At 43.3% G+C, this 15,118-nt stretch carries 12 protein-coding genes and 1 pseudogene; 9 read left to right on the forward strand and 4 right to left on the reverse strand.

The window, feature by feature from the left end:
* Positions 1-273: 273 nt before the first annotated feature.
* Complete coding sequence (locus V7K50_RS07675) at positions 274-1,752, reverse strand: cation:proton antiporter (protein WP_334958742.1); 1,479 nt, start codon at positions 1,750-1,752, stop codon at positions 274-276.
* A 384-nt stretch (positions 1,753-2,136) separates the two neighbouring features.
* On the opposite strand from V7K50_RS07675, the gene V7K50_RS07680 reads away from it, so the two are divergent.
* The gene (locus V7K50_RS07680; RefSeq protein WP_334958744.1) at positions 2,137-2,877 is read left to right on the forward strand and encodes an SIMPL domain-containing protein; all 741 of its coding nucleotides are present in this window, start codon (positions 2,137-2,139) and stop codon (positions 2,875-2,877) included.
* A gap of 104 nt (positions 2,878-2,981) precedes the next feature.
* On the opposite strand, the gene V7K50_RS07685 is transcribed toward V7K50_RS07680, so the two are convergent.
* The gene (locus V7K50_RS07685; RefSeq protein ID WP_069071395.1) at positions 2,982-3,344 is read right to left on the reverse strand and encodes a single-stranded DNA-binding protein; all 363 of its coding nucleotides are present in this window, start codon (positions 3,342-3,344) and stop codon (positions 2,982-2,984) included.
* A gap of 377 nt (positions 3,345-3,721) precedes the next feature.
* On the opposite strand from V7K50_RS07685, the gene V7K50_RS07690 reads away from it, so the two are divergent.
* The 7 genes from V7K50_RS07690 (at position 3,722) to V7K50_RS07720 (ending at position 11,623) form a co-directional block, all read left to right on the forward strand.
* Positions 3,722-4,729, forward strand: coding sequence for a rod shape-determining protein (locus V7K50_RS07690; protein ID WP_334958746.1), 1,008 nt, complete (start codon positions 3,722-3,724; stop codon positions 4,727-4,729).
* A gap of 100 nt (positions 4,730-4,829) precedes the next feature.
* The gene (gene mreC, locus V7K50_RS07695; protein WP_334958748.1) at positions 4,830-5,624 is read left to right on the forward strand and encodes a rod shape-determining protein MreC; all 795 of its coding nucleotides are present in this window, start codon (positions 4,830-4,832) and stop codon (positions 5,622-5,624) included.
* A gap of 25 nt (positions 5,625-5,649) precedes the next feature.
* Positions 5,650-6,267 carry a rod shape-determining protein MreD gene (gene mreD, locus V7K50_RS07700; protein ID WP_334958749.1) on the forward strand — a complete coding sequence of 206 codons (618 nt, stop codon included), beginning with the start codon at positions 5,650-5,652 and terminating at the stop codon, positions 6,265-6,267.
* A gap of 423 nt (positions 6,268-6,690) precedes the next feature.
* Positions 6,691-7,332 carry a Uma2 family endonuclease gene (locus V7K50_RS07705; RefSeq protein ID WP_334958751.1) on the forward strand — a complete coding sequence of 214 codons (642 nt, stop codon included), beginning with the start codon at positions 6,691-6,693 and terminating at the stop codon, positions 7,330-7,332.
* Positions 7,333-7,446: 114 nt separating this feature from the next.
* A protein-coding gene (locus V7K50_RS07710) for an IS630 family transposase (protein ID WP_334958754.1) occupies positions 7,447-8,321 on the forward strand; the annotation gives its coding sequence in 2 pieces (ribosomal slippage) (positions 7,447-7,776 and positions 7,779-8,321; 873 coding nt in all).
* Between the two features lie 312 nt (positions 8,322-8,633).
* Positions 8,634-10,106, forward strand: coding sequence for an efflux RND transporter periplasmic adaptor subunit (locus V7K50_RS07715; RefSeq protein WP_334958756.1), 1,473 nt, complete (start codon positions 8,634-8,636; stop codon positions 10,104-10,106).
* A 299-nt stretch (positions 10,107-10,405) separates the two neighbouring features.
* Complete coding sequence (locus V7K50_RS07720; RefSeq protein WP_334958758.1) at positions 10,406-11,623, forward strand: ABC transporter permease; 1,218 nt, start codon at positions 10,406-10,408, stop codon at positions 11,621-11,623.
* Between the two features lie 17 nt (positions 11,624-11,640).
* On the opposite strand, the gene V7K50_RS07725 is transcribed toward V7K50_RS07720, so the two are convergent.
* Together V7K50_RS07725 and V7K50_RS07730 are read right to left on the reverse strand one after the other, a co-directional pair.
* Positions 11,641-12,507: a DUF4351 domain-containing protein gene (locus V7K50_RS07725; RefSeq protein ID WP_334958760.1), complete on the reverse strand. Its 867-nt coding sequence runs from the start codon at positions 12,505-12,507 to the stop codon at positions 11,641-11,643.
* Between the two features lie 156 nt (positions 12,508-12,663).
* Positions 12,664-12,960, reverse strand: a complete 297-nt coding sequence (locus tag V7K50_RS07730; protein WP_334958762.1) for a hypothetical protein — start codon at positions 12,958-12,960, stop codon at positions 12,664-12,666.
* Between the two features lie 528 nt (positions 12,961-13,488).
* On the opposite strand from V7K50_RS07730, the pseudogene V7K50_RS07735 reads away from it, so the two are divergent.
* Positions 13,489-15,118 (forward strand): annotated as a pseudogene (locus tag V7K50_RS07735) (CHAT domain-containing protein); the annotation flags it as partial.

Genomic DNA, 15,118 nt, shown 5'->3' on the forward strand with positions numbered 1-15,118 from the left:
CCCCAATTATCTGAAAAATATTCAGATAAAGGCTCACAAGGCGAGGGAGACTAGAAATAAGTAACATTTTGAATGCTGGTAGAAATTAGAAACAAACGATTATTCTACAGTCAGACGGGACGGAGGTTGGGGGAGAGAAGTTTCTACGGGACAATTGAAAGGTGAGGGGGATGAGGGGGATGAGGGGGATGAGGGAGATGAAGAGAATAATTAATAACCCATTCCCCATTCCCCATTCCCCATTCCCCATTCTCCATTCCCCAATCCCAATAATTAACGATCGCTAGAATCTGGGGTTACTTCCAAATTGCCACTGTCATTTGATGCTGGCACCCTTGATTGAGGTGGTTCAATTACCAACGAAATCCCAGAGGAAGCGTCTAAAATTAGTTGCTCTGAGCCTGCTTCCACGGTTTTTGGGTCTGGAAACACAAATCGTAACAAGGGAGGAGCTAAAAAGGTTGTCAAGATAACCATCATGATAATTGCTGCCCCTAATGGTTTCGAGAGAGCGCCACTAGCAGCGCCGACACCAGCAAACACTAACCCGACTTCGCCTCTAGGAATCATCCCCACACCGATCGCTAAACGGTTAATTCCCGGTTGACCAAACACGCTTAAACCTGTGATTACTTTACCGAGAATGGCTACTGTAATCAGGAAAGTTGCCATAATTAGACCTTCACGATTGTCGGGAATTGCTGGGTTTAACACTCCCAAATCAGTTTTTGCCCCAACAGTCACAAAGAAAATTGGCACTAACATATCGGCAATGGGACAAACTTGTGTTTGCAGTTCTTTGCGCTTCTCTGTCTCTTCTAAAACTAAACCTGCCGCAAAAGCTCCGAGAATTGCTTCTAAGTGGATGACGGCGGCCAGGTATGCCATAGCAAAGGCGAAGATGAATGCTGGTATCACCAATCCACCACGTGTTTTGAGTTGATCAGCGATCGCTACAAAGGACTTATTGAAAACGTTGCCTAGTAGGATTGCTCCCAAAATAAAACCAGTGGCGCTGATAATCAAATAAACAACTTTGCTGACATCCACCACACCATCTTTAGCTAAACTGGCAACTACCGCTAAAACGATGATTCCCAATACATCATCAATTACGGCAGCACCCAAAATAATCTGTCCTTCTTTAGAATTGAGTCGCCCCAGTTCTGACAGCACCTTGGAAGTAATACCAATACTAGTGGCAGTCAAAGCTGCCCCTGCAAAAATTGCCGGGACAGCGCTAATACCAAATAAAGTCATCAGTCCCACAGTCCCAGCAGCAAAGGGTACTACTACCCCCACTACTGCGACGACACTAGCTTGGATACCAACTGCCATTAAGTCTTTTAAATTCGACTCTAAGCCGATTTCAAAGAGCAGAATGATCACACCCAATTCTGCCAAAACGGAAATAACCTCAGACTGGGCTGCATACACGGCTGGAGTGGCTTCAGGTGTTAAACCAGCAGTAGTTTGAAGGAAGGACATAATCAAAGAGTTAGAACCGTCTGTGCCGCCTTCTGGAAACACCAAAAGGTGGAAAACAGAGATACCAACTACCACACCACCGAGAAGTTCGCCTAAAACGGGTGGCAAACCCACTTGGTTTGATAACTCTCCACCAACTTTGCTGGCGAGGTAAACGACTACTAAGCTTAGTAGCACTGCTTCGACTACCATTGAACTGTCTGCGGCTTGTGTTGCGGTAGCCAGCAGAGGAAAAGAGAAGCTGATTGGATCTAACAAATGCATGGGTTCTGTGAAAATCCTTCTCTTTGATTCTGACGCGTTTCTGAAAAACATCCTATGGAAACGCGATTGACAGCTTAAATAAATTAATTTGTCCCCAGTTCGTAGTCAGGACTGAAGTCCTTATTTTTAAGCACTCTTCGTGCTTACTACAAACCCTTAAAACTAGCTAGAGATTGTACTAGTGTAATTTTTTTAGTTTCCAAAAATGTAACCATTTCAGCTTTTGACGATCGCAGTGTCAAAGTAAGAACATACAAATCGGATCTAGCGATCGCACCTTAGTTGTGAAAAACTTGTGGTGGCTGTTGACTGTCAACGCCACCAGAAGATTGCTATATACCTTGATCAGAAACATCTGCGGATACTTTGAGGAGTGCAAATATTATGACTAGAGCCGCTTTACCCGGTTCTCGGTTTTCATCTGGAAACCTGTGGAAAATACTGCCTTTAGCAATGCTTTTATGTGCAACTTTTGTACTACCTGCGTTGGCACAAGAAAAGGAGAAATTGTGGCGAACCCTTAGTGTGAGTGGTCGTGGAGTAGAAACAATTCCGACAACCCTGGCGCAAGTAAGTTTAGGTGTAGAGATTCAGGGGAAAACAGCCCAAGAGGTACAGCAAGAAGCCGCCCGGAGGTCATCGGCTGTGGTTGCGTTCCTCAAGAACCAAAATGTCGAAAAATTACAAACTACTGGTATCCAATTGAATCCAGTTTACAGCTACACTAATAATGTGCAGCGAATTACAGGCTATGCTGCCAATAACACCGTGAGTTTTCGCATTCCTACCGAGAAAGCCGGAACATTATTGGATGATGCAGTGAAAGCCGGTGCGACACAAATTAACGGTATCAGTTTCGTTGCGAATGAGCAAGCGATCGCGGCGGCTCAAAAACAAGCATTAAAAGAAGCGACTCAAGATGCCCAACAGCAAGCTGATGCTGTTTTCAGTGCCTTGGGTTTTAAATCCAAAGAAATAGTGAGCATTCAAGTTAATAATGCTACTGCGCCTCCACCACCGATGTTTTTACGGGCTGAGGCTGCCAAGTCAGCTGATACTTCCACCCCTGTAATTGGTGGTGAACAACAAGTAGAAGCATCAGTGACGCTGCAAATTAGTTATTAGTCATTAGTCCTTTGTCATTTGTAAGGGCAAAGGACTAATAATCAATGCCCACTTGCCCTGAGCGGAGCCGTTCGCGTAGCGTCTCGTAGAGAAGGGATGCCCAATTAAAAATGTTCTGAAGACATATCACCCGTACCGCCCTCTCCATCTCGCTTAGAGCCTAATAGATCCAGTTGATCTACTCTAATAATTGGTGTAGAACGGTTTGCTCCTGTTTGGCGATCGCTCCATGTGTCAAACTTCAAGGAACCTTTTATGCCAATTAGACTTCCCTTGCGGACATAATTACCGGCTACCTCAGCCGTCTTATCCCATAATTCCAGCGTGAACCAGTCGGGTTCATCACTATTGCGCGATCGCCTTTTTACCGCCAGTGTCAATCTACACTTAACACTACCAGACTCAAAATACTTTATATCTGGGTCGCCGCCTACACGACCGACAAGGGTGACAATATTAATACTCATTTACGTTACCTTTAAGTACAAGTGTACTCACTAATTCCGACTTTCATCATAGCGAATTGTGAAACACTTGAAAATAATGTGTTAAACAGTTAACAATATAGTTGACTTGATAAATTATACACACTACTTGGAGAAACAAATAAAAGCATACGGATATACTAAGTTAACCAGAGAATATCAAAAAGTACGGGGATTGAGACATCGTAAATATTCCTGGGAATCATATAAAAATATAGTCTAATTTACTCAACTCAGGATACATTCGTAATCAAATCCGGCACAATTAACTCTTACGGTTGTAGTCAAAAAGTATCGCACATAGATAGGGGGCTTAGACACGCGTGGGTCTTTTTAGGAACTTTCGCACATCATGGGATATGGGTATCGACCTCGGTACCGCAAACACCTTAGTTTATGTATCTGGTAAAGGTATTGTACTACAAGAACCTTCTGTAGTTGCGATCGATGTTAACGAAAAGGTAGCACTAGCAGTCGGAGAAGAAGCCAAAAAAATGCTCGGTCGCACACCGGGAAATGTGATTGCCCTCCGTCCCTTGCGGGATGGTGTAATCGCTGACTTTGAAATAGCCGAACTGATGCTGAAAAGCTTTATTCAGCGTGTAAATGAAGGTAGGTCTTTAATTTTACCCCGGATTGTCATTGGTATTCCCAGTGGAGTCACAGGAGTAGAAAGGCGAGCTGTAATGGATGCAGCTCACCAAGCCGGAGCCAGAAAAGTGTATTTAATCGATGAACCTGTAGCTGCGGCCATTGGTGCAGGATTACCAGTTGCCGAACCCACTGGCAACATGATCATCGATATTGGTGGTGGCACAACAGAAGTTGCGGTGCTGAGTCTTCAGGGTACAGTAATCAGCGAATCAGTACGCATTGCCGGAGATGAACTAACTGATGCGATCATTCAGTACATTAAGAAAGTTCATAACCTAGTCATTGGGGAACGTACTGCCGAAGACATCAAGATTCGCCTTGGTTCTGCCTATCCGACTAATGATGATAATGAAGCGATGATGGAAGTCCGAGGCTTACACCTGCTTTCAGGTCTACCGCGAACTGTAACCATCAAAGCCCCAGAAATCCGCGAAAGTATGTTGGAACCGCTATCAGTAATTATAGAAGCGGTGAAGCGGACACTAGAACGAACACCGCCAGAACTGGCAGCAGACATTATCGACAGAGGTATCATGTTAGCTGGTGGCGGTGCTTTGCTCAAAGGCATAGATACCCTAATTAGCCATGAAACAGGGATTATTACCCACATTGCTGCTGATCCTTTGAGCTGTGTTGTGTTGGGAACAGGTCGTGTGTTAGAAAACTTTAAACAGTTGGAACGAGTTGTGACTGAAAGCTCTCGGAATATGTAACAAAAAAATATCAGAATTGAGTTCTATTTGAGTTCTATTTGGGTTTTATATAAATAGAATCCAAGTAGAACTTAATTTATATAGGTATAGAAAGGTATATATGGTGACAATACGGCGTTGGTGGGATCGTAAAGGGTTACAAATCGGCTTATTAGCTTTAGCAGTTGGTAGTGCTTGGGTATTGCGACAGACTCAAGGTGAGTTGCTGCTTGAGACATACCAGGCAATTACCCGTCCGTTAGAGATGTTGCAGTCAGGGCCAACTCCAGAAGAACGTCTTAGAGATGCCCGGATATTGGAATTGCAAACCCGTATAGTAGATTTGGAAAGTCAAAAGACAAAGCTACAAGATTTATTAGGCTATGTGGAAAAAGAGCCACTAGCATCACGGCCAATTCCAGCACGGGTGGTAGGACGTAGTGCTGACCAGTGGTGGCAACAAGTTACCCTGAATCGCGGTGCCAGTGCAGGGATTCAGGAAGGCTTCATAGTCAAAGCAGAAGGCGGATTAGTGGGTTTGGTGGAGAGTGTAACTCCCAATACTAGCCGCGTGTTGTTAATCAGTGACCTCAAGAGTCAAGTGGGTGTCTCTGTTAGCCGCACAGCAGCTAAAGGCGTTTTACGAGGAGATGCTTCGGCGGAAGCTGTGTTGGAGTTTTATGAAAAAGTCCCAAATGTCAAGGTAGGAGATTTAGTTTCCACATCTACCTATAGTCAGAAATTTCCATCTGGCTTGGCAGTAGGACGAATTAAGTCGCTGGATTTAAAGAAACTCCCAGCATCAGTGGCAAAAATTGAGCTTTTTCCGCCAATCCGCTCTCTCGATTGGGTGGCTGTTTATCCAAAGCCAGAAAACCAAGAGTCGGCAAATCAAATGCCGCAAAAGTCTAAGTAAATTCTTTGAAAAAATCCATATAAAAATGAAGATTCCTGCATTTGGTGCTAGCAGGCAGAAAAAGCCAAAATCGTCTGAGCGAAAATCGAAATTCAAAATCCCGGCGCTTGCTCGTTGGCATCCGGGTGTACGTAAGTTATTGGGTTGGATAGTCACAGTTGGATCTGTACTGTTATGTTTACTATTATTGCCAACCCGGTTCCCAGGTATGGAATTATTAGGAATTGGCCCTAATTGGCTGTTAATTTGGGTGGTAGCTTGGAGTGTGAAGCGCACGGTGTTTGCCGGAGCATTGGCAGGTATAGTTCTGGGGCTACTTCAAGATTCAATGACATCACCTAACCCTACTCATGCCATCAGTTTAGGTGTAGTGGGAATTTTAACTGGTCTGCTTCAGAAACAGCGTTTTATCGAAGAAGATTTTATTTCGATTGCTGTAATTGTCTTTGTGATGGCAGTTTTGGCAGAAACTATCTTTGGGTTGCAATTAACTTTGCTCGGCAATGAGCGCAAAGTAACAGATATTTGGACATATTACCAGCGTGTCGCCCTTGCCTCAGCGATTCTTAGTAGTTTATGGGCACCTGTGGTCTATTATCCTCTGAATCTTTGGTGGCACCGGATGAAATTGTTGGAGCAATAGTAAAGAGAGTTAAGAAGGGGATAGGTTACAGGGGATAGTAAAGAAAATTATCTTCTGTACCCTGTAAGCAGACCTACGGTGTACACACAAGTCCTAAAAACCTAACTTGATAAGGCTTTACTCGTTCCCAAGCTCCGCCTGGGAATGCATTCATTGAGTCTCTGGCTCAATGTCTTGACTGGAGGCGGCAGCCCCCAATCAGCCATTCTCATGCTCTGCATGGGAACGAGAGAAATGGGAAATCGAGCTTTTTTCGACTTGTGTGTACACCGTAGGTAAGCAGACAGGACTAAAGTCCTCACTACAAAACTTTAAGTTATTTACGCATATCTACTTCAGGATGCAGTTACAGCTTTACTGTCAGCTTAGTGCTGGAAAATGAAACTTGTATGATCGTTATTAAAGTTCCACTTTCACAATATTATGAGCGAATTACAAACCAAAGTAGTAACTGATACCTGGATAGCAGCAACTTGGGATGAATATATCCAAGTAATTGAAAATCCTGCCTCCGAAAAAGCCAAGGGCTACTACCACAATGGACACATGAGGATCGAAATGCCACCACTCGGCCATGACCACGCCTGCGACAACACAATTATTTCCTTTGCTGTTAACCTTTTTTGCACAATCAAAGGCATCCTCGTCAAAGGTTTAACTAACTGTACGTATCGCAAAAAAGGCTTTAAGGAAGCTCAACCTGATGTGTCTTACTACATTGGCGAAAATGCTGATGTTATTCCCTACGGCACTTCTATTATCAGCCTAGATATCTATCCACCACCAGATTTAGTTATTGAAGTTGCTAATACTTCACTTGCTGACGACCAAGGCGAAAAACGGCTTTTATACGAAGATTTAGGAGTGAAAGAATACTGGATTTTAAATGTCCAGAATGTGCAAGTTATGGCTTTTGCTATTGAAAACCAAGGTAGTAGGCGGATTACAGAATCTCAGGTATTACCAGGATTAGCAATTTCTTTATTAAACGATGCATTACGGCAAACTCGTCAAATAAATCAAAGTCAAGTTGGTGCTTGGTTATTAACCCAATTTCAGCAATAATTACACACCCTTTGGAATGAGGAATATTTGATTTGTGAGATAGATTTGTGATATAGCAACCGCCATATTGATTAGGATGTAGACTGGAAAGCAGTTTAGAATCATGCCTGAGCCATGGCCAAACCATACAGCTACGACCTCCGACGCAAAGTAATCGATGCTATTGAACTAGATGGGATGAAACGGTGCGAAGCAAGCGTTTACTTCCGAATCAGTCGTAACACTATTAACCTATGGCTTCAGCGTAAAGCCGAAACTGGCGATGTCCAAGCTAAACCTAGACAGCGTACAGGCCATAGTCACAAGATCACTGACTGGGAAAAGTTCCGAGCATTTGCACAAAAACACCGCGATCAGACCCAGGTAGAGATGGCACAGTTGTGGGATAGTGACATCAGCGATCGCACTATCTCAAGGGCGCTGAAGAAGATCGGCTATACGCGAAAAAAAAGACCTACGGCTACCAGGAACGCGATGAGCACAAACGAGCTGACTTCGCTCAAAAACTAGCGACTGTGAAGACAGAGCAGATTGTCTACGCAGATGAGTCAGGTATGGATAATCGAGACGACTATAGCTATGGTTACAGTCCTAAAGGCGAACGCATTCATGCTTTGAAGTCAGGACGCAGAAGTGGTCGAGTGAATATGATTGCAGCTTTATGTGGGCAGCAGTTGCTGGCACCGTTCACCATCGAAGGAGCCTGTAATCGAACGGTGTTTGAGACTTGGCTATTAACCTGCTTGATACCACTACTGAAACCGGGGCAGAAGTTGGTGATCGATAATGCCACCTTTCATAAGGGTGGACAGATTGAGCAGTTGGTTGAAGCAGCAGGTTGTGAGATTTGGTACTTGCCACCTTATTCACCTGACTTGAATAAGATTGAGCGATGTTGGGCTTGGCTCAAGAGCCGGATTCGAAAGCAGCTAGACCGTTTTCTAACTTTGCGAGAGGCTATGGAGCATATCCTTCACCTAGCATCCTAACTAAAGTGGCGACGGCTATAATTACCAGCCGCAGATCCCCGACTTCTCGAAGAAGTCGGGGATCTTGTTTCTTAGGAATGATTCGGGATTGCACTAATACACTGTGGTCAAAGTCATCCATTCAGGTGAAGCCATACACAAAGACTAATGTCTAACATGAAGGAATATTAAGCAACTAGGAAGCTAATTATGCCTCTAGTTGTTAGTTTCGGAATAAAAATTTAATCCCAAAGCTTTAAAAAATTCGTATTCTATACTTGCCCTCTAACTTAAGGCTACTTATAAACAGCAATATTTACAGGCTTCTATAATATGGCTACTCACATAGAAATTCCAGTTATTGGCAAAGTTAAGTATCCATTACATTGGCTGATTGGGCTGATGGCAGGCAGTGTCTTGGTTGTGGGTACTATGACAACTTACACTTTTCTAAATCAAGGGACAAACAAAGAAGATATTGCTCAACTAACTGTCCCAGTTGCAGCACAAAACGTCACTTTGCGGATTACAGCTAGTGGCAAAGTCGTGCCAGTTCAGAGCGTAAATATTAGTCCGAAGAACCCTGGAGTGCTATCGCAATTATATGTGGAACAAGGCGATCGCATTCAACAAGGGCAAATTCTCGCCCGTATGGATAGTGCTAGCATTGACACCCAAAAAAGCCAGTATCTTGCCAACTTAGCCCAAAGTCAAGCACAACTAGCCGAAGCCGTTGCTGGTAGTCGTCCTCAAGAAATTGCTCAAGCTAGGGCGCGGTTAGCACAAACTCAAGCCCAGTTAGCCGCAGCTCGGGCTGGTAATCGTCCCCAAGAGATTGCTCAATCTCAATCGCAAGTGGATGCGGCTCAAGCAAAGGTGAATTACGCAAGTCAACAGGTAAAGCGTTACCAATACTTGTATAAAGAGGGAGCAGAGACAAAACAATTACTCGATCAAGCCATCAGCGACGACAAAAGTGCTAGAGCCAATTTAGAAGAAGCTAAAAAACGATTGTCGTTAGTCCAAAGTGGTACTCGTTCTGAGGAAATCGACCAACGCCAAGCTGCTGTTAATGAAGCAAAAGCCGGATTAGTACTTTTGGAAGATGGCACTCGTTCCGAGGAAATTGTTCAGCGTCAAGCAGTAGTTGCATCTGCTGAAGCTCAATTGAAGGGTGTGCAAGTACAGTTGGAAGATACAATTATTCGCGCTCCTCTTTCGGGAATTGTTACCCAAAAGTATGCTGATCCTGGCGCGTTTGTCACACCTACAACTTCTGCTTCTGCTAGTGCATCGGCAACTTCTAGTTCAATTGTCGCTGTAGCACGCGGGTTAGAAATATTAGCTCAAGTTACCGAAGCCGATCTTGGCAGAATTAAACCGGGACAGCAGGTGGAAATTGTCGCTGATGCCTATCCCGATCAAGTTTTTAAAGGTCATGTACGCCTGATTGCTCCCGAAGCAGTGGTGGAACAAGGTGTGACATCTTTCCAGGTGCGGGTTGCTCTTGATACTGGTACAGATAAATTGCGTTCTGGCTTAAATGTTGATCTGACTTTTTTGGGCGATCGCGTTAATAATGCTTTAGTATTACCAACGGTGTCAATTGTCACCGAAAAGGATAAAACTGGCGTACTTGTACCAGATGTAAATAATCAACCCCAATTCCGCGAAATTACGGTTGGGGCGCAAATCCAAAACCAAACTCAGATTTTAGCGGGAGTTAAAGAAGGCGATCGCATATTTGTTAACCTTCCCAAAGACTACAAAATCGAAAAGGCAAAAGAGAAAAAGAATAATTCGTAATTATTAAGAATTGACACTCTCAGCACTAAAGTGTCTGAGATTTTCAAGAATCAGAATCTCCATAAATACTGATCCGTAACGGCTATGGCAAATAGCCTCTAGAGAGTCCGGTCAAACCTGCTTACTTTTTATTCCGGGCTGATCAGAGTGCAATGCACCAAACCAACCATTTCGGTAAGTCGTCATTTAACTGAGAGTCCCGAAATAACTATAGCAGATTCACAGCGACTCTCACTCGCTCGTGCCGTTTCGCTCTCAGCACGCTTTGTGACTGAGTTTCCCACATCCCGCGAGGTTTTATGAATTTTTTAGAAAGTGTCCAAATGGCGGGGAAAACTCTGCTATCCAATAAACTGCGTAGCGCCCTCACGATGCTGGGTATAGTTATTGGTAACGCCTCCGTAATTGCCATGATCGGCATTGGCGAAGGTGGGCAAAAATACGTGAATAAACAGCTGGAGTCATTAGGGCCAAATGTGCTGTTTGTGATTCCAGGTAATCAAGAAACGGAGCGGATTTCCTTTGAAGTACCAAAAACTCTGGTGTTACAAGATGCGGATGCGATCGCCTCTCAAGTACCAACTGTAATTGGAGTTGCACCAGAGTTAAACAGAAGACAGGTGGTTACATACCGCAACAGAAACACGGATGTCAACATCATTGGCACAACTCCCAGCTTTCTATTGGTGCGGGATTTTGAAACTGCTAAAGGCAGATTTTTCAGTGAGGTAGATATCAAGCGAAGTAACCAAGTCGTTATTTTAGGTGCAGACTTAGCAGAAAAACTATTCGGTAATAGTAGCGCCATCGGCCAACAATTGCGGATTGGAAATACTAGCTTTCAAGTGATTGGAACGTTAATAGCCAAAGGTTCCAGTGTAGGAGCAGATTATGATCAAGCTGCCTTAATACCAATCACGACTTCCGCAAACCGACTTGTAGGAAAGAATTCTCCTTATGGTATCGCCTTAGATTATCTCGTTGCTGCTGCTCGTGATTCAGAGAGTGTGGATGCAGCAGAGTTTCAAATTACTAATTTGTTGCGTCTACGGCACAAAATTAATGGTGAAGATGATTTTACTCTGCGCTCACAAAAGGATGCTTTGCAAACTGTTGGTCAAATTACAGGTGCATTGACAATTATGTTGGCTGCGATCGCAGCTATATCGTTATTTGTCGGTGGTATTGGCATTATGAATATTATGCTTGTCTCTGTCACCGAACGCACCCAAGAAATCGGATTGAGAAAAGCGATCGGCGCAACTGAGCAGGATATTTTGCTACAGTTCATTATTGAAGCAGTGATAGTTTCCGTAGCTGGTGGTTTAGTTGGGACTGCGGTTGGTGTTAGTGGCATTCTGTTAGTGGGAGCCTTAACTCCTTTAGAAGCAAGTCTTTCTCCCGTAGCGATTACTATGGCGGTTGGTGTTTCTGGAGGTATTGGTTTATTTTTTGGTGTTGTTCCTGCACATCGCGCTGCTAAACTTGACCCAATTGTGGCTTTGAGAAGTGCTTAGTCATGGCGTGGTAAAACTTAATCTTCCCGATTAGGTTGAGGTAAAGAGATGTTTCCTAAGTAATTCACTAAATCACTTTGACTGGAGAAATCTAACAGCGCTTCAGCTAACTCTTCTAGTTGAGCGATCGATAAAGTGCGAATCTGCTGTTCTATCTCCGGCTCAATTGCACCAAACCGACGTGTCAAAAGACGCATAATCAGTTGTAGCGCCTCCTGTTTCTTTCCTCGTTCTTCTCGCTGTTGCAATCCTTTTTGCAGAATGTCTTGGTAAATCACTGATTCTTGCATAATTTCCTCTCTAAAAAGCTGTTTAATCACATTTTTGTCAAACCGCAAACCAGCCAAAACCTGTACGCAAGCTGATATATTTTGTCGCTCGTCTGCTTCTTCAATGATATCGACACTAGCAGCAACTTGCTCTAATAAGTCTGCGGGTGAGTCGGTTCTCGCCAATGTTGCCAGTGGTAAGAGTGCAGCGTTAGCTAGCAGTGGTGTGGGATCTTCCTCCCATAAACGAATCACTCTATACGAGTGTCTGGTGTTCGTGTCTATATACTGGGTTTGAAATGCACCTTCAGAAGATGTGGCTTGTAAGAAAATCACCACCTGTTTAATCTCACACCAGTATTCCCGCTTTAATCTGGTGTAGTAATCCAGCATCCGAAAGTCAAGCGGGGTTGTGGATTTGGGTGTAGTTTGAAACTCTAAATGTAAGATTTGGTTGGCGATTTGCAGAAATGTCACCGAATCAGCGCGAATTGGTTCGAGGTTGAGTTCAGTTTTGAGTACTTGGATATCTGAGGTGTCAATTGAGAGTAACCAGCTAGCAAACTCAGCAGGGTAGTTTTCAGCAAGGTATTTGCAGGTGTTATCGTAGGCCAAGGGCGATCGCTAATTAAGTGACTGGATTTATATATTGTGGTCTAATATACCATTGCCGTACTTAAGTATGGAATTTTCAACTGTGCTGATATAACGCTAGACTGTCAGCGAAATAGAACCCCGACTTTTCTAAAAAGTCGGGGTTCTTGTTTAAAACTATGAAACTAAAATCTGACGGCTTAAAATACTCATAACCTCGTCAGGGTTAGCGGTTGGTAGTAGTTGACTCCAGTCTCCAACATTTGCATAACCAATTACCTGCAAAAAGTGTATTGTGCTAGTGACGGCTTTTGGAGAACCAATCAATAAATGTTTTATTGGTTCTCTCTGAGACGATCGCTTTTGAGCAGATTCCTTGAGGGTGGGTGTATTGAAGTCTTCACTACTCAAATACTCTTCTAACTGTACTTGAGCAAACTTTGGATTTTCTACGAACTTTTGTACTTGTGTCATTATTGTAATTGACTCCTAGAGTAGGGGTTAAAGAAAGGCGATCGCAGACTCTTCCCGGAGGGCGATCGCCTTTCTCATACTTTTGATATTATAGTATAATTTTATACAAGTCAAGTACTAATACAAAAAATGTTTACGACAAATTAACCCGTCTAAGTTGCACTGTTAGGCGGGGTGGTGGGGAAGCTATAATTCTCAGTTAAAGGGGAAAGTTGTGTAAAAAAGACTGGGAATTGGGTTTGTTGGGTTGCGCTAACATTACAACGTTGGTCATCAACATTGCAACATTAAGGAGAAACATTACAACGTTGGTCATTAACATTACAACATTAAGAAGAAACATTACAACGTTGGTCATTAACATTACAACATTAAGAAGAAACATTACAACGTTGGTCATTAACATTACAACATTAAGAAGAAACATTACAACGTTGGTCATCAACATTACAACATTTGTCACTAACATTGCGCGGTTCGCCAACAAGTCATAATAGAGAAGGTGTTACATGATACTTGCACCTGACTATGAACGAACAGCGCCTACAAGCTTATTACCAGCTGATTGAAAGTCTGCTAAATTGCCCTAATGGGGAAGAACCAGAGATTTTAGCAGCTAATACTGAATTGCTTGATGCTGGTTTTTTGCAGATGTTGGCAGCAGTAGCAGATCATTTTGCACAGCAGGGAGAAGAAAATAGAGCAAACTGGTTGAGAAACCTAGCAACATATCTCACCTCGGAAACTTCCCCCATCACCCAAGAAGATATAGAGACTTACGGGCAATTTTTACTAGAAATACTGCAAGCAACAGCAGACAGCAACGGCGATGCTGAAGTAATTTACCCATTGCTGGCTGCAAATACAGATAAACTTAATGATATTTTTGCTGAATTATTGCGTCGTTGGGCAACAAATACCCTAGCAGAAGCGGAACCAGATACAGCAACATCCATTGCCGCATACATTGGCAATTTTAGTATTCTGATTCAGCAGTTCCCCTTGGGTAGTAAAGCCAACAACATAGAAATTAGCATCGCTGGCTACGAAATCGCCCTAACTGTTTACACTCGCAGCGTTTTTCCTGAACAATGGGCAACATTACAAAATAATCTGGGGGAAGCTTACCGTAACAGAATATTAGGAGAACGAGCCGAGAATATTGAATTAGCGATTGCTGCTTATAATCAAGCACTCAAAGTTAGAACCCGCAGCGCCTTTCCTGTTGATTGGGCAGGTACGCAAAATAATCTGGGGAATGCTTATTATCAGAGAATATTAGGAGAACGAGCCGAGAATATTGAATTAGCGATCACTGCTTATAATCAAGCACTCGAAGTTTACACCCGCAGCGCTTTTCCTGAAAATTGGGTAATGACGCAAAATAATCTGGGGAATGCTTACCGTAACAGAATATTAGGAGAACGAGCCGAGAATATTGAATTAGCGATCGCTGCTTTTAATCAAGCACTCGAAGTTTACACCCGCAGCGCCTTTCCTGTTAATTGGGCAATGACGCAAAATAATCTGGGGAATGCTTACTGTAACAGAATATTAGGAGAACGAGCCGAGAATATAGAATTAGCGATCGCTGCTTATAATCAAGCACTCGAAGTATGTACCCGCAGCGCCTTTCCTGAAAATTGGGCAATGACGCAAAATAATCTGGGGGAAGCTTACCGTAACAGAATATTCGGAGAACGAGCCGAGAATATTGAATTAGCGATCGCTGCTTATAATCAAGCACTCGAAGTTAGAACCCGCAGCGCCTTTCCTGTTGATTGGGCAGGTACGCAAAATAATCTGGGGAATGCTTATTATCAGAGAATATTAGAAGAACGAGCCGAGAATATTGAATTAGCGATCACTGCTTATAATCAAGCACTCGAAGTTTACACCCGCAGCGCCTTTCCTAAAAATTGGGTAATGACGCAAAATAATCTGGGGAATGCTTACCGTAACAGAATATTAGGAGAACGAGCCGAGAATATTGAATTAGCGATCGCTGCTTATAATCAAGTACTCGAAGTATGTACCCGCAGCGCCTTTCCTGAAAATTGGGCAATGACGCAAAATAATCTGGGGAATGCTTACCGTAACAGAATATTAGGAGAACGAGCCGAGAATATTGAATTAGCGATCGCTGCTTATAATCAAG

This window comes from Nostoc sp. (assembly GCF_036917135.1).
GTDB lineage: Bacteria > Cyanobacteriota > Cyanobacteriia > Cyanobacteriales > Nostocaceae > Nostoc.